Source organism: Streptomyces sp. NPDC005803 (assembly GCF_040630435.1).
Classification (GTDB): domain Bacteria; phylum Actinomycetota; class Actinomycetes; order Streptomycetales; family Streptomycetaceae; genus Streptomyces.
This window is the reverse complement of the sequence record NZ_JBEXXO010000032.1, coordinates 22,225-43,686: the sequence shown is the minus strand read 5'-3', so window position 1 is coordinate 43,686 and position 21,462 is coordinate 22,225. Positions and strand designations below refer to the sequence as shown.

The following is a 21,462-nucleotide window of genomic DNA, read 5'->3' as shown; positions in this document are numbered from 1 at the left end:
CCCGATGGCGCTATTGCGGCACCCGGATGCCGGGCGTAGGACTGTGCGCACAGGACGACGTGAGGGATGAGTGGTACCGGCGGAAGTCCGGCCGGTGCCCGGTCCGTCTACGCGCACAGGAGAGACGGGGCAGGGATGCGCACAACGCTTCGGATTCGCAGGGCCGCCTTGGTGTTCACCGCCATCGGCGCGCTGGCCCTCACCGGCTGCGGCGACGACGGTGACGGCGGAAAGGAATCGAACGACGGGGGTACCCCGTCCAAGGGGACCGACAGCGCGCCGAGCGTCGTACTACCGAAACTGGACGGCGAGAAGATCTCGGTCGCCGCGGTCTGGACCGGGCCCGAGCAGGCCAACTTCGTCAAGGTCCTCAAGGAGTTCGAGAAGCGCACGGGCGCGACGGTGACGTTCGTCCCGGCGCAGGACCCGATCGTGAACTTCCTCGGTACGAAGATCGCGGGCGGCCAGCCGCCGGACGTCGCGATGATCCCGCAGGTCGGCGCCATTCAGCAGGCCGTCGAGAAGAAGTGGGCCAAGCCGGTCGGCAACGAGGCCAAGGCCCAGCTGGGGAAGAACTACTCCCAGGTCTGGCAGGACCTCGGACAGGTGGACGGCACCCAGTACGGGGTGTACTTCAAGGCCGCCAACAAGTCCCTGATCTGGTACAACGCCAAGGCGTTCGAGAACGCGGGCGCGAGCGAGCCGAAGACCTGGAAGGACTTCCTGGCGACTGCGGAGACGGTGTCCGCCTCGGGCGTCACCCCGGTCTCGGTCGGCGGCGCGGACGGCTGGACGCTCACCGACTGGTTCGAGAACATCTACCTCTCCCAGGCGGGCCCGGAGAAGTACGACCAGCTGGCCCAGCACAAGATCAAGTGGACGGACCCGTCCGTCAAGGACGCCCTGACCACGCTGGCGCAGCTGTTCGGCAAGCCGTCCCTGATCGCGGGCGGCGCCGACGGCGCGCTGCAGACGGAGTTCCCGGCCTCGGTCACCCAGACCTTCACCGGCGGTGACCAGCCCAAGGGCGCCATGGTCTTCGAGGGTGACTTCGTCGGCATCAACATCGCGCAGACGAAGGCCAAGATCGGTACGGACGCCAAGGTGTTCCCGTTCCCCGCGGTGGGCGCCGAGTCGCCCGTGGTGACCGGTGGCGACGCGGCGGTGGCCCTGAAGGACAGCAAGGGCGCCCAGGCCCTGCTGACCTGGCTGGCCTCCACCGACGCCGCGAAGATCATGGCCGAGCAGGGCGGTTTCATCTCGCCGAACAAGGCCCTGGACGCCGCCGCGTACCCCAACGAGGTGCAGCGCACGATGGCGAAGGCGCTGGTCGCGGCCGGGGACGCCGTCCGGTTCGACATGTCCGACCAGGCTCCGCAGTCGTTCGGCGGGACGCCCGGGAAGGGCGAGTGGAAGACCCTCCAGGACTTCCTGAAGAACCCGAAGGACATCGCGGGGACCCAGGCGAAACTGGAGTCCGACGCGGCCAAGGCGTACAAGAGCTGACGCGATGACGACAGCCGCAGCGGGGGGCGCCGACGAGGCGCTCCCCGCCGACAAGCAACCGTCCGGCGGGACCTCGGTGCCCGCCCCCAGGGAGCCGGTGTCCGGGAAGCCGTCCGGCCCGCGGGACACCGGGCGCAGCCGCAGGAGCGTGACCGGGACCCGCCGGGTCATCGCGGCCCTGTTCCTGCTGCCGGCGCTGGTCCTGCTCGGCGCGCTCGTGGTGTACCCGATCGTGTACTCCGTCTACCGGTCGTTCTTCGACCAGGCGGGCACCGGGTTCGCCGGATTCGACAACTACAAGGCGCTGTTCGCGGACGACACGATCCGCACGGCGGTCAAGAACAACGCGATCTGGGTGGTCTTCGCCCCGACGATCTCCACCGCCCTCGGGCTGATCTTCGCGGTGCTGACGGAACGGATCCGCTGGGGAACGGCGTTCAAGCTGATCGTCTTCATGCCGATGGCGATCTCGATGCTCGCCGCCGGCATCATCTTCCGGCTGGTGTACGACCAGGCGCCGGAACGCGGTGTCGCCAACGCCGTGTGGGTGGGCGTGCACGACACGTTCGCCGAGTCGGCGGGCTTCCCCAAGGCGCATCCGCTGCCCGTCCATCCGCTGAAGGCGGCGGGCGGCGGCGCCTTCGTCACCAAGACGCCGGTGCGGGCCGGGCAGCCCGTCCCGCTGCCGCTGGTCGGGGTGCTGCCCGCGAAGATGCCCTCCGACGCCCAGCCCGCCCGCGCCCCGGAGAGGGGCGGGGACGGGACGATCACCGGCACCGCGTGGCTGGACTTCACCAAGGGCGGCGGGGGCACGCCGAACGTCATCGACGCCCGGGAGCTCGGCCTCAAGGGAATCAAGGTGGAGGCCGTCAAGGACGGTGAGGTGGTCGCCTCCGCCACCGCGGGCGCCGACGGGGTGTTCACCCTGCCCGCCTCCGCGGACGGGGCCGAACTCCGCCTGCCCGCGTCGAACTTCAGGGAGCGGTACAACGGGGTCGACTGGCTCGGTCCGTCGCTCGTGACGCCCGGGATCATCGGGAGTTACGTCTGGATGTGGGCGGGCTTCGCCATGGTGCTGATCGCGGCCGGTCTGGCGGGGCTGCCGCGCGAACTCCTGGAAGCGGCCCGGGTGGACGGGGCCAACGAGTGGCAGGTGTTCCGCCGGATCACCGTGCCACTCCTCGCCCCGGTCCTCGCGGTGGTGCTGGTGACACTGATGATCAACGTGCTGAAGATCTTCGACCTGGTCTTCATCATCGCGCCGGGCTCCTCGCAGGACGACGCGAACGTGCTGGCGTTCCAGCTCTACCGGTCCTCGTTCGGCACGGACGCGGACCTGGGGGTGGGCAGCGCCATCGCCGTGGTCCTGCTGCTGCTGGTGATCCCGGTGATGCTCTTCAACATCAGGCGGATACGGAAGGAGGGGCGCCGATGACGACACCCTCGGCCACGACCGCCCCGGCCGGACCGGGCGGCGCCCCGGGCCCCGGCGCGGTGAAGGCCCGGCGCTCGCTCGGCGCACGGCTCGCGGCCCTGGCCGCCGGCGGAGCCATGCGGGTCTTCCTCATCCTGGTGGCCCTGTTCTGGCTGATGCCGACCATCGGTCTGATGCTGTCCTCGCTGCGCAGCGCGGACCGGATCGCGGCGACCGGCTGGTGGAAGGTCTTCACCGCCCCCTCCGAGCTGACCTTCGACAACTACGCACGGCTTCTGGACAATTCGACGATCACCGATTCGCTGTTCAGTACGGTGCTGATCACCGTTCCGTCGACGGTCCTGGTCGTGGTGATCGGCTCGCTCGCCGGATACGCGTTCGCCTGGATGGAGTTCCCGGGCCGCGACTGGTGGTTCCTGGTGGTCGTCGGGCTGCTGGTGGTGCCGGTCCAGGTCGCCCTGATCCCCGTCTCCAAGCTCTTCGGCGCGGTCGGGATCTTCGAGACGACGTTCGGCGTGATCCTCTTCCACACGGCCTTCGGTCTGCCCTTCGCGATCTTCCTGCTGCGCAACTTCTTCGCGGAGATCCCGAGGGAGCTGCTGGAGGCGGCGCGGCTCGACGGGGCGGGCGAGATCCGGCTCTTCACCCGGGTCGTGATGCCGCTGGGCGGGCCGGCGATCGCCTCGCTCGGCATCTTCCAGTTCCTCTGGGTGTGGAACGACATGCTGGTCGCGCTGATCTTCGCGGACTCCGGTTCGCCGCCGATCACCGTGGCGCTCCAGCAGCAGGTGCGGCAGTTCGGCAACAACATCGACGTACTGGCGCCCGGCGCCTTCGTGTCGATGGTGATTCCGCTCGCGGTCTTCTTCGCCTTCCAGCGCCAGTTCGTCTCCGGCGTGATGGCGGGCGCGGTCAAGTAGCCGCCGCACCCGCGCACATCGACCAGGGGCGGTCCCGCCGATTCCGGCGGGGCCGCCCCTGCCCGGCGTTCGGCGGGACCGCAGGTGTTCGGCGTAACCCTGTCACTCCATCGGACGTTTACGGAGTACCCGCCTCCGCCATCGGCGCGTGTGCCCCGGCGCGCCGCGCCCGGTCCATGCCGCCGCGCACGCATGTCCGAGAAAGAGTCTGTATGCCCCGCCTGAGTGTCATCGTCCCTGTCCGCCGCGCCCGGGGAAGCCTGCGCGCATGCCTGGAGTCGGTGCTCTCCCAGTCGTTCACGGACATCGAGGTGATCGGTGTCGCCGACGGGACGCCGGACGGCTCGGCGCTGCTGCTCGACGAGTTCGCCGGCCGGGACAGCCGGGTGCAGGCCATCCACCTGCCGAGCGGCGCGGGCCCGGAAGGGTGCCGCAACGCCGGGGCCGAGCGGGCCGTCGGCGAGTATCTGATTTTCCTGGACGCGCACTTCGTCCTCCTGCCGGGGGCGCTGGCGGCCGTCACCGACCGGCTCGGTGCGGCGGGCGACCCCGACCTGCTGCTGTTCGGCCATCACAAGCGGCCGTTCCGTGGGCGCCCCCGGCCCAGCAGGTCCCTCGCGCTGCTGGGCGAGCTGTCCGACGGCCCGCTGGCGGCGGCGGGCCGGTCCGCGCTCCTCGACATCGCCCCGGTGTGCTGGAACCGGGCGGTGCGCCGCACCCTGCACGAAGGCGAGAAGCTGGCCTTCGGCCCGGGGCGGCACGGGGAGCGGATCTACGCCCTCCAGACCCTCGCCGCCGCCGAGTCCGTGACCGTCCTGCCCGTTGCCTGCGTCGAGCACCGCCAGCAGCGCCACCTCCCGGGCCTCGACGACGAGACCGCGCCGGACACGGCGTCCACCGAGCTCGTCGACGCGTACGCCGGGCTGATGGAGTTCGTCCGGGAGCGCCCCCGGCTGCTCCCCGTGCAGGCGCCGCTCTTCGAACGGGCCCTCCAGGAGTTGCTGTCCGGCTATCCGACGGTGACGCGCCGACGCAGGCGGTACGTACGCTCCGTCGCCGCCTTCCACCGCGCGTACCGGCCCGCCGGGTACCGCCTCCCGGGCGGCGCGCGCGGGCTGCGGCCCCGGCTGATCGGCAGCGGCCGGTACGCCGCGCTCGGCGCCCTCGACACGGCCCTTGCCCTGCGCCGCGGGCTGCGGGCCGCGCCGGACGCGGTGCGGGAGCGGTTCAGGCGCGGCCTGAGCAGGCGCTACTACTGGTGCCAGCGCAAACTGCCGCTGGACGGCGGGCTCGCCGTCTACGCCGCGTACTGGAACCGCGGGGTCAGCTGCAATCCGGAGGCCATCTTCCGCAAGGCCCAGGAGCTGGCGCCGGGGGTGCGCGGGGTGTGGGTGGTCTCCCGGAACCAGGTGGAGACCCTGCCGGAGGGCATCGACTACGTGGTGCCCGGCACCCGGCGCTACTGGGCGGTGATGGCCCGCGCCACGTACTTCTTCAACAACGTCAACTTCCCCGACCACGTGGTCAAACGGCCCGGCCAGGTCCATGTGATGACCCACCACGGCACCCCGCTGAAGATCATGGGCCTGGACCAGCAGGACTATCCGGCGGCGGCCCAGGGGCTGAACTTCGACCGGCTGCTCAAGCGCGTCGACCGGTGGGACTGGAGCGTCTCCGCCAATCCGCACTCCACCGAGGTCTGGGCCCGCGCCTACCCGGGCGCCGCGCGGAGCCTGGAGACGGGGTACCCGCGCAACGACGTCCTCGCGTCGGCGACCGACGACCAGGTCCGGGCGGCCCGCGTGGGCCTCGGCATCCGGCCCGGGCAGCGCGCCCTGCTGTACGCGCCCACCCACCGCGACTACGAGGCCGCCTACACCAGCCGCCTGGACCTGGCACGGTTCTGCGCGGCCGTCGGCCCGGACACCGTGGTCATGGTGCGCGCGCACTACTTCTACGGGGGCGCGGGGCTGCCCGAGAGCCCGTCGGTCATCGACGTCAGCGACCACCCGCGGATCGAGGAGCTCTGCCTGGCGGCCGACGCGCTGATCACGGACTACTCGTCGGTGATGTTCGACTACGCGCACCTGAACCGTCCGATCGTGGTGCACGCCCCCGACTGGGAGACGTACCGCACGGTCCGCGGCGTCGTCTTCGACCTGCTCTCCGGCAGGCCCGGCGAGACCCCGGGCGCCGTGGCGACGACCACGGACGAACTGGCGCGGATCTTCACCGACGGCAGCTGGGACGGTCCGGCGAGCAAGGCGCTGCTGACGGCCTTCCGGGCCCGCTTCTGCCCGTACGACGACGGCCGCGCCGCCGAGCGCGTGGTGCGCCGGGTCCTGCTGGGCGAGGAGCCCGCCCCGACCGCGACGGTCTGACCGGGCGCCCGCCGAAGGGCCCGCCACCGGGGCCTTCGGCGGGTGTCGGGCTCAGCGTTGCTGGCCCGCCATCACCGTGGCGAGGCCGATCACCACGAGCAGCGAACCGCCCCAGGTCCACATCGAGGTCCGCTCGTGCAGCACCGTCGCCCCGGCCCCCACGATCAGCAGGTAACCGAGGGCGTTGAACGGGTAGGCGATGGAGAGCGGCACCTTGGCCAGCGTCGACATCCAGGCGAGGGCCGACACCGCGAAGACCACCAGGCCGAGCACGACCCACGGGCTGGTGGCGGCGCGCAGCGCGACGGAGCCGCCGTCCCGGCCCGCGGTGGCCGCGGCGCCCTTCATCCCGTGCTTGAGCATGATCTGACCGCCTGCCGACGAGAAGACGGCGAACAGCAGCAGGATCAGACTGGTGAGGGACAAGGCCTTGCTCCTGACTGCGGCGGCCGGGGGCTCGGATGCCGGGGCGGGGGTGGGTTCGGGGATCGTCGCCTCAGACGCCGACCCGGTCGGCGGGGGCGTACTGGCGGTTGAGGATGTCCTGTACATCGACGTGCTCTCCAGCGATGATCGTCTCGGCCGCATGCGGGGTGAGCAGTGCGACGTGCTGATAGCCGAACAGGGTCGGCCGGATCCGGGTCAGCAGCCTCGACAGCCCGCCGAGTACGGCGGCGAGCGGCCCGCGGCCCAGGAGTGACCAGAACGGCGCCCCGGTCGAGGCGATGTCCAGGACGTCGTAGCCCGCGGCGCGTACGGTGCGGCGCAGGCTGGCCCGGGTGAAGAAGCGCAGATGCGTTTCGTCGAGGATGCCGCGGCGGTCGTAGTCGAAGGCCCCGAGCGCGACCCGCAGCCGTGAGTACCAGTGGCTGAAGTTCGGCACGGAGAGCAGCACCTCGCCGCCGGGCCGCAGCACGGTGGCGACCTCGGTGAGCACGCGTTCGGGGCGCGAGAGGTGCTCGATGACGTCTCCCGCCACCACGTAGTCGAAGCCGGCGCCGATCCCGGCCGGCAGGCCCTCCTCCAGGTCGGCGAGATGGAAGTGGGTGCACTTCTCGCGCACACCGGGCACCTCGACGTAGTCCACGCCCGTCACCTCGTGGCCGAGGGCTTCGAGGCGCTCGGCGAACAGCCCGCCGGAACAGCCGAGATCCAGGACCCGGCCGGGAGGCAACTGGCGCATCTTCTCCAGGATGACCGCGTGCGAGGAGCCGTCGCCCTCCTTGAAGGCGTACTCCACGGGCTTGGGAATCCAGGCGCAGGTGCCGAACCCCTTGACCGCCAGGCGGTATTCGAGGACGTCCTTGACGACGTCCTTCGCGTACTTCATGCCGTTGACGTAGCAGATCTCGTCGCCGTAGTAGGTGGGGACCGGGATCTCCTTGATCCGCATTCCGGCGTTCAGCAGCTGGACGATGATCTGGGTGTCGAAGTCGAAGGCGTCCGTGTTCCGGTCGACGGGCAGCTTCTTCAGCGCCTCGACGCTGTAGGCGCGGTATCCGGAGTGGAATTCGGTGAGATTCGATCCGAGCAGCCTGTTCTCCAGCCTGGTGAGGATGCGGTTGCCCAGCCACTTGTACATCGGCATTCCCCCCTTGAGGGCGCTGCCGGATTTCATCATCCGCGATCCGAACACGGCTTCGCATTCGCCGCGTTCGATCGGTGCGACCATTTCGGGGAGCAGTTCGGGGGCGTACTGTCCGTCACCGTGCAGCAGGACGATGATGTCGAGTCCGTGTGCGGCCGCCAGCGCGTATCCGGCCTTCTGGTTGCCGCCGTACCCGAGGTTCTTGGTGTGCCGCATCACCACGGTCCGCGGCATGCCCTCGGCCTGCGACCAGCGGCAGCCGGCGGTGAAGGTCGCGTCATGACTCGCGTCGTCGAGGATCAGGATCTCGTCGACCCGGGACCGGAAGTCCTCCGGAATCCGGTCGAGGGTCTTCTCCAGCGTGGTCTCCGCGTTGTACGCGACCACCAGGATGCCGATCCTGGGGCTCGGGCTTTCCTTCACGGTGCGTTCTCCAGTTGCGCTCGGTGCTCGTGGCTGGGATCGGGAGGGGAGGGTGGCGGGCGCCGCTCTGGCGGCGCGGTCAGGTGGCGGCGGACCCGGAGGGCTGGGAGGTACGGGGAGCGGAGACCTGGGCCCGCCCGGCGCCGACGGCCGGGTCCCCGCCGGGCCGCGTGGCGAGGAGGCGGTGGACGCCCGTGGCCAGTCCGGCCGCGAGGACGATCCAGCCCGCGGCGCCGAGTTGCAGCACCGGCTCGCTCCAGCGCACGGCGGAGCGTCCGCTGTAGCCGAGGAAGGCCGTCAGTCCGAGCACGCAGTTGTACGCGAACCCCTCCCAGAACCCGAGGACGAACAGGCCGGCCGCCGCCCAGGTGAGGTACTGCAGGCCGGAGGCGGTGGACAGGAGGAGCAGCAGGCCCAGCGTGGCGGCGACGACGCCCGGCAACTGGGCGGGCCGCAGCCACGCGAGCCGGACGCCGGCGACCACGCACAGCAGGACGAAGAGGAAGTGGCCGCCGCCCTGCATGAAGCCGATGACGGACTCGGGCAGGCCGAACGCGTCGGCGAAGCGGACCAGCCCCCAGAGGCGGTAGCCGCCGCCCGCGTACTCCAGCACGTCGGCCGTGAGGTCCTGCGGCACGGTCGCCAGGACCGGCCCCCACACGAGGGCGAACACGGCGGCGAACCCGGCGGCGAAGCGGACCAGTACCGGCCGGCCGCCCCGCAGCGCGCCGACGAGCAGCGCCGGGATCACCACGACCGGGACGAACTTGACGCTGATCGAGAGGGCCGCGGCCACCCCGGCGGCGAGCGGGGACTTCCGGTCGGCCAGCAGATGGGCGGCGGCCAGGGCGAACATGACGGCGACCGCGTCGGTGTTGCCGTGGTAGCCGGAGGTGGCGATCAGGACCGGGCTGACGGCCACCCCGATCGCGCACAGCATCGCGGTACGCGGCGCGGCGCGCCTGCGGACGATTTCGAACACCAGCAGGACGCAGAGGAAATCGGCGATCGACGCGGGCCATCGGATCAACGTCCCGAACGACATTCCGAATTCGGAGAGCCCGTTCAGTCCGAGCAGCATCCAGCCGGCCAGCGGCGGGTGGTTGTAGACGGGCAGACCGGGCAGCGCATGCTCATAGACGCGGACGGGCCCGTACACGGAGACGGCCTTGGCGAATCCCTGGAAGAAACGCACATCGGCGGGTCCCGGAACACAGGCGGCGATGACCACGCGAGCGAGAAGGCCGGCCGCCGCCGCAACGAGTACAGCGGCTCTCGCCCGTCGCACATCCCAGGTCTCGCACCACATTCGGATACCCATGAAAACAGAACGTAGCAACCCGGCGGCGCTATACAGCGCACCGATGAACACACTTATCCGGCCCACGGCTCGGATTCCCTGCACATCCGCGAAAACGCCGCATTCTCCGAATCACTCGAACGGTTCACGCAGTTCGGACAGTCCGTGCGTCAATGCAGGTTCACCACCCCGTGGCCGCGCGGTCCGCCTCCCGTCCGCGCGGTCCGGGGCGGTGCGGCACAGGGCACGGGCTACAGCATCCGGTCGGCCACCCGGGCGGCCGCCCGGCCGTCGTCGAGGTCGCAGAAGTCCCGCCGGAACGCCTCGTACGCCTGCGCGTGTCCCGCCGTGGCACGGACCGGGTCGCGCAGCGCCTCGACGAGGTCCCCGGAGTCCGGGATCAGCGGCCCGGGGGCCCGCGACTCGAAGTCGAAGGCGAATCCGCGCAGCGTGTCGCGGTAGTGCTCCAGGTCGTAGGTGTGGAAGAGCATCGGGCGGCCGGTCTGCGCGAAGTCGAACATCAGTGAGGAGTAGTCGGTCACCAGCGCGTCGCTGATCAGCATCAGCTCACCCACCTCCGGGTAGCGCGAGACGTCGCGGACGAAGCCCGTGCCGCTGTCCGGGAGCCGGTCGGTGACCAGGTAGTGACGGCGCACCAGCAGGACGGTGTCCGCGCCCAGTTGGCGCTCGGCCGCGGCGAGGTCGAGCCGCAGGTCCATGGAGTAGCGCCCGCGGCTGCTCGGCCGGTCCTCGCGCCAGGTCGGCGCGTACAGCACGACCCGTTTGCCGTCGGGGATCTGAAGGGTCTCCCGCACCGCGGCGGCGACCTTGGTCCGGTCCGGGGCGTGGAAGAGGTCGTTGCGGGGATAGCCGCACTCCAGGACCTCCCCCTCGAAACCGAAGGAGCGGCGCAGCACGGGCGTGGAGTACGTGTTCGGGGAGACGAGGAAGCTCCACTGCCGGGCCCGCTGTTCGAGGGTGGCGATGTAGGCGGGGTTCGCGTGGGCGGTGCCGGCGAGGTCGAGGCCGATGCGCTTGAGCGGAGTTCCGTGCCAGGTCTGGACGACGGTCTGGCCCTCGCGCCGTTCGAACCACTCCGGCAGCTGGGTGTTGGTGACGATGTACCGGCTGCGGGTCAGTGCCTCGTGCCAGGCGGCCGAGCCGTACTCCACCGCGGTGACCCCGGCCGGGATGCGCGCCTGCCGGTCGCGCACGACCCACAGATGCTCCGGACCGGCCCCGCGCCGGGTCAGTTCCTCGTGGACGGCGCGCGGTGAGTCCGAGTACTGACGGCCGTCGAAGCTGCTGAACAGCACGGTCTCGCGCAGGGCGGCGGTGCGCTGTGCCGCGTAGGCGCGGCTGAGCAGGCGCCGGGCGCGGGGGCCGCGCTCCGCGGGGCCGAGCGGGGGTGCGCAGCTCAGCAGCAGCTGGTCGTGGAAGCGCCGCTCGACGGCGTACGCGCGGCCCGCCAGGGTGCGGGCCGCGGGCAGGGTGTGATGCACGGCGGCCGGAAGGCGCAGGGCGGATTCACGGGCGTCGTCGGCGGTTCCCTTCTCGCGGAGGAAGAAGTACCAGTTGCCCTCTCCCAGCGGCAGCTCGCCGCCTCCGCCCCGCTCGACGGCGTCCGGCCGCAGCACGGCCGAGAACCGCCGCTCGTCCTGCTGCCCGGTGAACACGACGGGAAGGACCGCCTCCTCGTGATGGCCGCTGTGCCGGGCCACCAGCTCGACCGGGCGCCCGGGATCGCCGGGGAAGGCGCCCTCCAGGAGCAGCTTCCCGTCCTGCGTCCAGGCGGCCAGTTCGACGGCGGGCTGGACGGGGCGGTCGCTGATCAGCAGATTGCCGCGTGCGCTCACGGTGAGGGCGAGTTCGCGGGGCTCGCCGCCCACCGGGGCGAGCGGGTAGCGGCCGGGCGGGACGGGCCCCGGCACGTCGATGGGGGTCCGGTGGCCGCCGGGGCCGATGAGATGGACGCTGTACGGGATGCCCGAGCGCCCCCGCGTCGCCTCCGGCCGGGCGTCGGCAAGGGCGGTGAGCGGGATCGCGGCCGTGAAGCGCCGCCAGCCCGTAGCCGAGGGGGTGGTGTCCTCCTGCACCGTCACCGGGCACGCGAAGGTGGCGCCGGAGGAGCGGTGGGTCAGGCCCAGTCGCAGGTCCTGGCCGCCGAGCCGGTTCCGGAGCATGCCGTCGACGACCACGGTGGCCGTGCCGTCCTGCGTCCCTCCCGCGCGGTGTGTCTCGAAGCGTGCGTCGATCCGCTCGGCGTGCAGGACCAGCCGGTCGGCGTCGAAGGCGGGCACGATCCGGTGGTCGCCGTCCGGCCGGTGCACGGGCGGTGCGACGGAGGCCTCCGCGGTGGAGGGGACGGAGCGTCGCAGCAGCCCGTTCCGCGCGACGCCGAGCTCCAGGCGCCAGGTGACGCGGCCGGCCGGGTCGTCCGCGGGGACACGGAGCCGGGCCGGGTCGAGCACCGTCTCGAAGCCCGACCGGTCGTAGTCGTGCAGGCTCTGCCGGGACCGGGCGGTGGCCTCCGGCTCGTCGGTCCTGCGCAGTCGCAGCGGGATCACGTGATGCCGGCCCGCCCGCAGCCAGCCGGCCCGGAATTCGGCGGAACCCGCGGTGACGGGCAGGTTGCGGATGTACGCGTACCCCTTCAGGTGCAGCTTGCCGTCCTGCCAGCGCACCTCCCGCAGCCGGGCGACCAGCGGCAGATCGCGCTCACCCACGCGCAGCACCCGGGGCGGCACGGGCCGGGTCAGCGGGGGGTAGCCGGCCCGCCGACGGCGCACGCCGCGTACGGCGAACGCTCCGGGCTCGCGCTTGTCGAAGGCGAGCAGGGCCAGCAGTTCCTCCGTGCGGCGCTCGCGCACCAGGTGCCACATCAGCCGCAGCCGCAGCGGGAGGCCGTCGAGCACCGCCGGGTCGATCTGGTCGAGGAACGCGTTGGTGTGCGTCAGGAAGGCGGCGCGGTACTCCTCGTCGCCTTCGGGCAGGACCTCCATGAAGTACCAGAGGTCGTTGGCGAGGGCGTGCGCCTCGTAGTGCTTCTTGTCGGCGGCCGTGCGGTTCTCCGCCAGGAAGGCGCAGACGCCCCGCACGTGCGCGACCCGGTCGCGGATGCCGCGGACGACGGCCCGGCCGGCGGTGATCGAGCCGGGGCGGTCGCGCCAGTGGTAGACGGGGTCCTTCACGATGTCGACGGAACCGGCCAGGAAGTGGGCGGGCAGCACGACCGGGATGTCCTCGTAGAGCGCGCCGACGGGGAAGGCGAACGCGTGCTCGTCCCAGAAGGACCGGCGGAAGACCTTGTTGCAGGCGATCCGGTCGCCGAGGAGTTCCCGGTCGCGGGAGACGTGGGTGCGCAGCCGCGTGGTGGCCATGGGGGCCCGGAACATGGGCGACTGCTGGAGCCTGCCGTCCGCCCGCAGCCGCAGCACGTTGCCGGACGCGAGGTCCGAGCCGGTCTCCTCCAGGGCGCCGAGCAGCAGTTCGTACGCGCGCGGCGGGACGACGTCGTCGCTGTCGACGAAGGCGAGGTAGCGGCCGGCGGGATCGCAGTTGCGGACGCCGGTGTTGCGGGCGTGCCCCAGTCCGCCGTTCTCCTGGCTGACCAGCCGGAAACGGTCGTCCTGTGCCGCGAACCGGGCGGCCAGGGACCCGCTGCCGTCGGTGGACCCGTCGTCCACCATCACCACTTCGAGGTCGGTGACGGTCTGCCCCGCGAGGGACTTCAGGCAGTCCGTGAGGAAGGGTTCCACGTTGTGGACGGGGACAACGACGCTGAGCCGTGGCGGCATGGTGAGCACGTCCGTTCATCGGGGGCCTGGCTATCCGTATGGCTCAACCCCGTGAACGGCAGGGGGTCACCGGTTACGGTCCCCTGCGGGTGATGTCGCGCTCATCGTGCTGACGCCGGCCCCCGGCACCGCAGCGCTTCCGCTCCCTCTCAGCGGGTGAGGGCGGCCACGGCCGAGGCCGCCAGGTCGTCCAGATAGCCCGCGGGCAGCTCGCCCCTGACGACGGCGAGCCGCCAGTAGAGGGGCCCGACGATCAGGTCGAGGGCGCGGTCCGGGTCGCTGTCCCGCGGCAGTTCCCCGCGCGCGACGGCGTCCCGTACGACCACGGCGGCGATGCCCTGCTGCGGGTCGAGCAGGGCGGCCTTGATGGTGTCGGAGATCTCCGGACTGCGGGCCGCCTCGACCAGCAGGTCCGGGATGACCTGGGAGGCGAGCGGGTGGCGCAGGGCGTACGCGGCCAGTTCGAGCACGGCGCGCACGTCCCCGTACAGCGAACCGGTGGCCGGGGCGGGCATGCCCTGCACCGCGACGGCGGATACCAGGTCCAGGACCAGGTGCAGCTTGGACTTCCAGCGGCGGTAGACGGCGGTCTTGCCGACGCCGGCCCGGCGGGCGATGCCTTCGATCGACATCCGGGCGAAGCCGACCGCGGCCAGCTCCTCGAAGACCGCGCTGCGGATCGCATCGGTCACGTTCTCGCGCAGCACGGCGGCTCCGGCGGGGGCACGGCGGCGGCTTCCCGGGTCGGTGGTCATGGCCGAATCATAGTCCGCGACGACGAAACGGTTGCGTAGCGACGTCGAGCGTCCTGCCCTCGGCGTTGCGACGATACGGTCCCGTCCCGTCGATCGCCTGAGTGTTCCCCTCCGCACTTCCCGCCTTCCCTCGAAAGCGATCGTGGTGAGCCAGACAACAGCCCCGGCCCCGGCGGACGCACCACCGTCCGTCTCCTTCCCGCCCGTGTACGCCCCGGGCGAGCTAGCCGCCCTCGCCGCCCGCCATGGACTGACCGTGAGCGGAGCCCGCCCGACCCTGCCGGCGTACGTACGGCAGCTGTGGGGACGGCGGCACTTCATCACCGCCTTCGCCACCGCCAAGCTCACCGCCCAGTACAGCCAGGCGAAGCTCGGCCAGATCTGGCAGATCATGACCCCGCTGCTCAACGCGCTGGTCTTCTACTTCATCTTCGGCGTCCTGATGCAGACGAAGCAGGGCGTCAGCGACTACGTCCCGTTCCTGGTCACCGGCGTCTTCATCTGGACGTTCACCAGCAACTCCATCACCGCGGGCACCCGGGCGATCAGCGGCAACATCGGCCTCGTACGGGCCCTGCACTTCCCCCGCGCCTCACTGCCGATCGCGCTGGCCCTGCAACAGCTCCAGCAGCTGCTCTTCTCCCTGGGCGCGCTGGTGCTGATCATGCTGGTGTTCGGCCAGTACCCGCACGTCTCCTGGCTGCTGGCGGTACCGGCCCTGGCGTTGCAGGCGCTGTTCAACACCGGCGTCTCGATGGTCTTCGCCCGGCTGGCCGCCCGTACCCCGGACATCGCCCAGCTGATGCCCTTCATCCTGCGCACCTGGATGTACGCCTCGGGCGTCATGTGGAGCCTCGACGCGAGCCTGGCGGGCGCGCACGTCCCGTACCTGGCCAAACTGGCGCTGGAGATCAATCCGGCCGCCGTCTACATCGACCTGATGCGGTTCGCCCTCATCGACAGCTTCCACAGCGCGCAGCTCCCCCCGCACGTGTGGGCCGTCGCCACCGGCTGGGCGCTGCTGTGCGGCGTGGGCGGGTTCCTCTACTTCTGGCAGGCCGAGGAGAGTTACGGACGTGGCTGACAGCACGGATCGCGCGGTGCCGACGGTCGTCGTCGACGACGTCCACATCACGTACAAGGTCAACGGGGCCCGTACCGGCAAGGGCAGCGCGACCTCCGCCCTGAGCCGGATCGTCTCGCGCCGGCAGGCGCCCGGGGTGCGCGAGGTGCACGCTGTGAAAGGCGTCAGCTTCGCCGCGTACAAGGGAGAGGCGATCGGGCTGATCGGCTCCAACGGATCGGGGAAGTCGACCCTGCTCAAGGCGATCGCCGGACTGCTGCCCGCGACGAAGGGCCGTGTCCACACCCAGGGCCAGCCGTCGCTGCTCGGGGTGAACGCGGCGCTCATGAGCGATCTGACCGGCGAGCGCAACGTCGTGCTCGGCGGACTCGCGATGGGCATGAGCCGCGAGGAGATCCGCGCACGCTACGCCGGCATCGTCGACTTCTCCGGCATCAACGAGAAGGGCGACTTCATCACCCTGCCGATGCGGACGTACTCCTCCGGCATGGGCGCCCGGCTGCGCTTCTCCATCGCCGCCGCCAAGGACCACGACGTCCTGCTGATCGACGAGGCGCTCTCCACCGGCGACGCCCGGTTCCAGCGTCGCAGCAAGGAACGGATCATCGAGCTGCGCGAGCAGGCCGGCACGGTCTTCCTGGTCAGCCACCACAACAAGTCGATCACCGAGACCTGCGACCGGGCCCTCTGGCTGGAGGCCGGCACGCTGCGGATGGACGGACCCGCGCAGGAGGTCGTCGCGGCGTACGAGCGCCACACGTCCGGCAGGAAGCAGGGGAAGTGACCCGCGCGCCCGCCGCATGAGGACGGGAAGGGGCGGCTGCCAGGACGCGGATGCGTCCGGCAGTCGCCCCTTCGCGCTTCGTCAGGCGTGCGTACGCAGCAGCGTCCGCATCGTCCGCATCGCCACCGACAGGTTCGCCAGGTCGAAGGAGTCCGACCCCTGGATCTCCTCCAGCGTGGACCGCGAGCGCGACAGGATCGCCGCGTTCTTCTCCTCCCACGCCTCGAACCGCTCCTGCGGCGAGGAGGTTCCGTTGCCCACGCTCAGCACGTCGCCCGTGAGCGCGGCGTGCGCCGCGTACAGGTCCTCGCGGATGGAGGCACGGGCCATCGACTGCCAGCGGTCGGCCCGCGGCAGCTCGATGATCCGGTCCATCAGCTGGGTGATGCCCAGCCGGTCCGCGAGGTCGTAGTACACCTCGGCCACGGGCAGCGGGTCCTTGCCCGTACGGTCGGCGATCGCCACGATGTCGAGCGCCGGGAAGGCCGACGAGAATCCGGCGACGCGCTGGGCCAGGGCGTCCGGGACACCCGCCGCGGTGAGCTCGTCCAGGATGGACCGGTACCACTCCTGGTCGGCGCCCATCAGCATCTTGGGCAGCTCGGCCCAGACCTGCTCGACACCGTCGCGGAAGAAGTCGATCGTCCCGGCGATCTCCAGCGGCTGCGGCCGGTTGCCGAGCAGCCAGCGCGAGCCGCGCTCGACGAGCCGGCGCGAGTGCAGCCGGATCCGGGTCTGCACATCGGCGGCGACCTTGTTGTCGAGCGCCTCGACGGCGTCCCACACCTCGCCGAGGCCGAAGATCTCCCGGGCCGCGAACTGCGCCCGCACGATCTCCCCGATCGAGGCGCCGGTCTCTTCCCGCAGCCGGTGCAGGAAGGTCGAACCACCGGTGTTCACCGTGTCGTTCACCAGGACCGTGGTGATGATCTCGCGCCGCAGCGCGTGGCCGTCGACCGCGTCCGGGTAGCGCTCGCGCAGCTGCCGCGGGAAGTAGGCGTGCAGCAGCTTCTGCAGGTGCGCGTCGTCCGGCAGGCTCGTGCCGATCAGCTCCTGCGCCGCCGTGATCTTCGTGTAGGCGAGCAGGACGGCCAGCTCGGGCTGGCTGAGCCCCTTGCCGGCGCTCAGCAGTTCGCGGATCTGCCGGTCGGTGGGCAGGAACTCCAGGGCCCGGTCGAGATGCCCGTCGCGGCCCAGCCGGCGCATGAAGCGCTGCTGGGCGTGGAGCAGGGAGGGAGCCTGGGCGACCGAGTTGGCGAGTGCGGTGTTCTGCGCGTAGTTGTTCCGCAGCACCAGATGACCGATCTCGTCGGTCATCTCGGCGAGCAGCTTGTTGCGCTGCTTGACCGTCATGTCGCCGTCCCGCACCAGGCCGTTGAGCAGGATCTTGATGTTCACCTCGTGGTCGGAGGTGTCCACACCGGCGCTGTTGTCGATCGCGTCGGTGTTGATCCTGCCACCGGTACGGGCGAATTCGATGCGGCCCAGCTGGGTGGCCCCGAGGTTGCCGCCCTCGCCGACCACCTTGGCGCGCAGGTCCTCGCCGTTGACGCGGATCGAGTCGTTGGCCTTGTCCCCGACGTCCCCGTTCGACTCGGCGGAGGACTTGATGTACGTACCGATGCCGCCGTTCCACACCAGGTCGACGGGGGCCTTGAGGATGGCCTGCATCAGGTCGGCCGGCGTCATCTTGGTGACCTTGGCCTCGATGCCGAGCGCCTCGCGCATGTGCGCGTTGACCGGAATCGACTTGGCGCTGCGCGGGTGGACACCGCCGCCCGCCGAGATCAGTTCCTTGCCGTAGTCGGCCCAGGAGCTGCGCGGCAGGTCGAACAGGCGCCGCCGCTCGGCGTACGAGGTCGCGGCGTCCGGCTTCGGGTCGATGAAGATGTGCCGGTGGTCGAAGGCCGCGACGAGCCGGATGTGCTCGGAGAGCAGCATCCCGTTGCCGAACACGTCACCCGACATGTCGCCGACGCCGACGACGGTGAAGTCCTCGGTCTGCGTGTCGTGACCGAGCTCCCGGAAGTGGCGCTCGACGGACTCCCAGGCGCCACGGGCCGTGATGCCCATGCCCTTGTGGTCGTAACCGGCCGAACCGCCGGAGGCGAACGCGTCACCGAGCCAGAAGCCGTACGCGACGGCGACCTCGTTGGCGATGTCGGAGAACTTCGCGGTGCCCTTGTCGGCCGCGACGACGAGGTAGGTGTCGTCCTCGTCGTGCCGGACGACGTCCTTGGGCGGCACGACCTCGCCGGCCACCATGTTGTCGGTGATGTCGAGCAGCGCCGAGATGAAGGTGCGGTAGGCGGCGATGCCCTCGGCCATCCAGGCGTCCCGGTCGACGGAAGGGTCGGGAAGCTGCTTGGCGACGAAGCCGCCCTTGGCGCCGACCGGCACGATGACGGTGTTCTTCACCATCTGCGCCTTGACCAGACCGAGGATCTCCGTACGGAAGTCCTCGCGCCGGTCCGACCAGCGCAGACCGCCACGGGCGACCTTCCCGAAGCGCAGGTGGACGCCCTCGACCCGCGGCGAGTACACCCAGATCTCGAAGGCCGGGCGGGGCGCCGGGAGATCCGGGATCGACTGCGGATCGAACTTCATCGACACGTAGCCGTGCGGCCTGCCGTCGTCGGCACGCTGGAAGAAGTTGGTGCGCAGGGTGGCCTTGATGACGGTGAGGAAGGACCGCAGGATCCGGTCCTCGTCGAGCGAGGCGACCTGGTCCAGGGCGCCGTCGAGCTCCTCGAGGAGCCCGTCGGTCAGCTCCGTACCGGCCTTCTGGCGCTCCGGCGACATCCGGGCCTCGAAGAGCGAGACCAGCAGCCGGGTGGTGTGGACGTTGTTCTGGAGAGTGCTCTCCATGTAGTCCTGGCTGAACGTGGATCCGGCCTGGCGCAGGTACTTGGCGTAGGCGCGCAGCACCATGGCCTGGCGCCAGTTCAGACCCGCGCTCAGCACCAGCGCGTTGAAGCCGTCGTTCTCCGCCTCGCCGGTCCACACGGCGGCGAACGCCTCCTGGAACCGTTCGCGCGCGTCGTCGGCCAGGTAGCCGCCGTTGGCGGTGGCCAGCGGCATCCGCAGCCCGAAGTCGTAGATCCAGGCGTGCGTACGGTCCGCGCAGCGCAGCTCGTACGGACGCTCGTCGACGACCTCGACACCGAGCCGCTGGAGCGCGGGGAGGACGGCGGACAGGGAAACCTGCTCGCCCGTCCGGTAGATCTTGAACCGGCGCTCACCGGGGGCGGCGCCGACCGGCTCGTACAGGCTGAGGGCGAAGTCCTTCCCGTCCTGCTTGAGTGCTTCGAGGTGGACCAGGTCGGCCACGGCGGAGCGCGGCGAGTGGTCGGCCTTGTAGCCCTCGGGGAACGAGTGCCCGTACTGGCGCAGCAGCTCGGCGGCACGCTCCTCACCGCACTCGGCGCCCAGCGCCTCCTGGAAGCCGTCGGCCCAGGAACGGGCCGCCTCGACGAGCCGGGCCTCGATGCGGTCGGCCTCGGCGTCGGTGAGAGCGGCCAGCTCGCTGCCGGGGGCCACCCGGACGACGAAGTGCAGCCTGGAGAGGATCGACTCGGTGTTCCAGGCGGTGAAGTCGACGCTGGTGCCGTTCAGCTCCTCCTTGAGGATCTCGATCAGCCGCAGCCGCACAGCGGTGGTGTAGCGGTCGCGCGGCAGGTAGACGATCGCGGAGTAGTAGCGCCCGTACTCGTCCTGGCGCAGGTAGAGCCGGAGCCGGCGCCGCTCCTGGAGGTAGAGCACCGAGGTGACGACGGAGCGCAGCTGGTCGGGCGGCGTCTGGAACAGCTCGTCGCGGGGGTACGTCTCCAGGATCTGCAGCAGGTCGCGGCCGTCGTGGCTGTTGTACGAGAAGCCCGCGCCCTCCAGCACCTCGGCGACCTTGCGGCGGATGACGGGCACCCGGCGCACGGACTCGGTGTAGGCGGCGGACGAGAACAGACCGAGGAAGCGGCGCTCACCGATGACGTTGCCGTCGGCGTCGAACTTCTTCACGCCGACGTAGTCGAGGTAGCTGGGGCGGTGCACCGTCGCCCGGCTGTTGGCCTTGGTCAGGATGAGGAGCTTGTGCTCGCGGGCCTTGGCCCGGGCGTCCGCGGGCAGCCGGTCGAAGGACGGGCTGACCGGGTGTGCCTCGTCCTCGCTGTGGCGCGGGTCGGAGCGCAGGATGCCGAGGCCGGTGCCGGGCACGGCGGCCAGCGCGTCGGTGTCCTTCAGTTCGTACTCGCGGTAGCCGAGGAAGGTGAAGTGGTCGGCGGCGAGCCAGCGCAGCAGCTCCCTGGCCTCGTTCACCTCGTCGTCCGCGAGCTCGTCGAGCGGCTCACCGGGAAGGTCGTCGGCGATGCGCAGCGCGGCGTCCCGCATCTTCTCCCAGTCCTCGACGGTCTCCCGCACGTCGGACAGGACCCGCAGGAGGTCGGCCTGGATCTGCTTGAGGTCGGCGCGGTCGGTCTCGCGGTCGATCTCGACGTGGATCCAGGACTCGACGAGCGCGTCGTGCGGCAGCGCGGCCTTGGCGTCCTTCGCCCCCTTGGCGTTCTCGCGGCCGTTCTGGGGGCCCGTCGAGATGCCGACGCCCTCGGTGAGGACCTCGATCAGCTTGCCGGTCAGGTCACGGCGGACGATGACCTGCGGGTGGATCACGACGTGGATGCCGCGGCCCTGGCGGGACAGCTCGTTGGTCACGGAGTCGACCAGGAACGGCATGTCGTCGGTGACGACCTCGACGACGGAGTGGCTGCAGGTCCAGCCGTTCTCCTCGACGGTCGGGGTGTGCACCCGGACGTTGGCCGTGCCCTGGGGGCGGTTCTCGGCGAGGCGGTAGTGGGAGGAGGCGGCGCCGAAGACGTCGACCGGGTCACGGCCGGCGACGTCCTCGGGAGCGGTGTGCAGGTAGTAGCGCTGGAGGTAGGCGAGCAGGACGTCCTGGCCCGGACGCTCCTGCCCGGCCCGGGTGCCCTGGTCGGCCCCGGCGGCCGCCACCTGCACCCGGGGGGTACCGCCCGGGCCGCCGACACCACCGCCCGGGCTGTGGTCAGCTACCTGGGCGGCCCGTGCGAGCAGCTCGGCCTTGGCTTCGTCCAGCTTGGTCTGCATGTCCTCTGGCTCCTGTCGCGCGCCGTTGCGTGACGTAGGTGAGAAAGGCGACGTACCGCCGCGACGCGGGGTTTCCGGTCTGGGTCGACGCTATGCCGCTATGAGAGACGCCCGGGACCTTATTGGCCATTTTTGGCATTCGGGCCGGGCTGAGGGGATCAGTCATGGCCCGGGTGCTGAGGCACTCCGGGCGCAGGCCGGGGGCTTCGCTGCCCCCGAGGCGTATCGCGCTGATCACGGGGTCCAGGCTATCTCGCCCGCCCCCGTCACCGTCACGAGCCGCATGTGTACAAAAGAGGGCCCCGAAGTTTGACACTCTGGACAGCGCACACCCCGTCGCTGCCGCACTCTGGTACCGGTAAGCGGAACAGGCC

The 21,462-nt window shown here is 70.9% G+C and carries 12 protein-coding genes; 6 read left to right on the top strand and 6 right to left on the bottom strand.

The window, feature by feature from the left end:
* The first annotated feature begins 135 nt into the window (after window positions 1–135).
* The 4 genes from ABZ454_RS33200 (at window position 136) to ABZ454_RS33185 (ending at window position 6,242) form a co-directional block, all read left to right on the top strand.
* Window positions 136–1,506 (top strand): ABC transporter substrate-binding protein, encoded by a 1,371-nt coding sequence (locus ABZ454_RS33200; RefSeq protein WP_359543313.1) that lies wholly within the window; start codon window positions 136–138, stop codon window positions 1,504–1,506.
* Between the two features lie 148 nt (window positions 1,507–1,654).
* Entirely contained in the window at window positions 1,655–2,941 is a 1,287-nt protein-coding gene (locus tag ABZ454_RS33195) for a sugar ABC transporter permease (protein ID WP_359543333.1), read from the top strand.
* Entirely contained in the window at window positions 2,938–3,861 is a 924-nt protein-coding gene (locus ABZ454_RS33190) for a carbohydrate ABC transporter permease (RefSeq protein WP_359543312.1), read from the top strand. Before ABZ454_RS33195 ends, ABZ454_RS33190 begins: the two co-directional genes overlap by 4 nt.
* Window positions 3,862–4,073: 212 nt before the next feature.
* Window positions 4,074–6,242, top strand: a complete 2,169-nt coding sequence (locus tag ABZ454_RS33185; RefSeq protein ID WP_359543311.1) for a bifunctional glycosyltransferase family 2 protein/CDP-glycerol:glycerophosphate glycerophosphotransferase — start codon at window positions 4,074–4,076, stop codon at window positions 6,240–6,242.
* A gap of 51 nt (window positions 6,243–6,293) precedes the next feature.
* Here ABZ454_RS33185 and ABZ454_RS33180 read toward each other — a convergent pair whose 3' ends face one another.
* From ABZ454_RS33180 to ABZ454_RS33160, 5 genes are all read right to left on the bottom strand, one after another.
* Complete coding sequence (locus ABZ454_RS33180; RefSeq protein WP_356321548.1) at window positions 6,294–6,668, bottom strand: hypothetical protein; 375 nt, start codon at window positions 6,666–6,668, stop codon at window positions 6,294–6,296.
* A gap of 70 nt (window positions 6,669–6,738) precedes the next feature.
* Complete coding sequence (locus ABZ454_RS33175) at window positions 6,739–8,253, bottom strand: bifunctional glycosyltransferase/class I SAM-dependent methyltransferase (RefSeq protein ID WP_356321546.1); 1,515 nt, start codon at window positions 8,251–8,253, stop codon at window positions 6,739–6,741.
* A gap of 79 nt (window positions 8,254–8,332) precedes the next feature.
* Window positions 8,333–9,574: a glycosyltransferase family 39 protein gene (locus ABZ454_RS33170; RefSeq protein WP_359543310.1), complete on the bottom strand. Its 1,242-nt coding sequence runs from the start codon at window positions 9,572–9,574 to the stop codon at window positions 8,333–8,335.
* Window positions 9,575–9,804: 230 nt separating this feature from the next.
* Window positions 9,805–13,350, bottom strand: a complete 3,546-nt coding sequence (locus ABZ454_RS33165) for a CDP-glycerol glycerophosphotransferase family protein (protein ID WP_359543332.1) — start codon at window positions 13,348–13,350, stop codon at window positions 9,805–9,807.
* Window positions 13,351–13,499: 149 nt separating this feature from the next.
* The gene (locus ABZ454_RS33160; protein ID WP_359543309.1) at window positions 13,500–14,105 is read right to left on the bottom strand and encodes a TetR/AcrR family transcriptional regulator; all 606 of its coding nucleotides are present in this window, start codon (window positions 14,103–14,105) and stop codon (window positions 13,500–13,502) included.
* A 142-nt stretch (window positions 14,106–14,247) separates the two neighbouring features.
* Here ABZ454_RS33160 and ABZ454_RS33155 point away from each other — a divergent pair, with 142 nt between their 5' ends.
* Together ABZ454_RS33155 and ABZ454_RS33150 are read left to right on the top strand one after the other, a co-directional pair.
* A complete protein-coding gene (locus ABZ454_RS33155; protein ID WP_356321538.1) occupies window positions 14,248–15,189 on the top strand; it encodes an ABC transporter permease in 942 nt (313 codons plus the stop codon).
* A complete protein-coding gene (locus ABZ454_RS33150) occupies window positions 15,182–15,973 on the top strand; it encodes an ABC transporter ATP-binding protein (RefSeq protein WP_359543308.1) in 792 nt (263 codons plus the stop codon). The genes ABZ454_RS33155 and ABZ454_RS33150 overlap by 8 nt, the downstream gene beginning before the upstream one ends.
* 81 nt (window positions 15,974–16,054) lie before the next feature.
* On the opposite strand, the gene ABZ454_RS33145 is transcribed toward ABZ454_RS33150, so the two are convergent.
* Window positions 16,055–21,088: an NAD-glutamate dehydrogenase gene (locus tag ABZ454_RS33145; RefSeq protein ID WP_359543307.1), complete on the bottom strand. Its 5,034-nt coding sequence runs from the start codon at window positions 21,086–21,088 to the stop codon at window positions 16,055–16,057.
* Between the last annotated feature and the right edge of the window lie 374 nt (window positions 21,089–21,462).

What these genes read in the sequence shown, in the direction of transcription:
- ABZ454_RS33200 (WP_359543313.1), top strand. Translation starts at nt 136, where the DNA reads ATGCGCACAACGCTTCGGATTCGCAGGGCCGCCTTGGTGTTCACCGCC.
- ABZ454_RS33190 (WP_359543312.1), top strand. Translation starts at nt 2,938, where the DNA reads ATGACGACACCCTCGGCCACGACCGCCCCGGCCGGACCGGGCGGCGCC.
- ABZ454_RS33185 (WP_359543311.1), top strand. Translation starts at nt 4,074, where the DNA reads ATGCCCCGCCTGAGTGTCATCGTCCCTGTCCGCCGCGCCCGGGGAAGC.
- ABZ454_RS33170 (WP_359543310.1), bottom strand. Translation starts at nt 9,574, where the DNA reads ATGGGTATCCGAATGTGGTGCGAGACCTGGGATGTGCGACGGGCGAGA.
- ABZ454_RS33165 (WP_359543332.1), bottom strand. Translation starts at nt 13,350, where the DNA reads ATGCCGCCACGGCTCAGCGTCGTTGTCCCCGTCCACAACGTGGAACCC.
- ABZ454_RS33160 (WP_359543309.1), bottom strand. Translation starts at nt 14,105, where the DNA reads ATGACCACCGACCCGGGAAGCCGCCGCCGTGCCCCCGCCGGAGCCGCC.
- ABZ454_RS33145 (WP_359543307.1), bottom strand. Translation starts at nt 21,088, where the DNA reads ATGCAGACCAAGCTGGACGAAGCCAAGGCCGAGCTGCTCGCACGGGCC.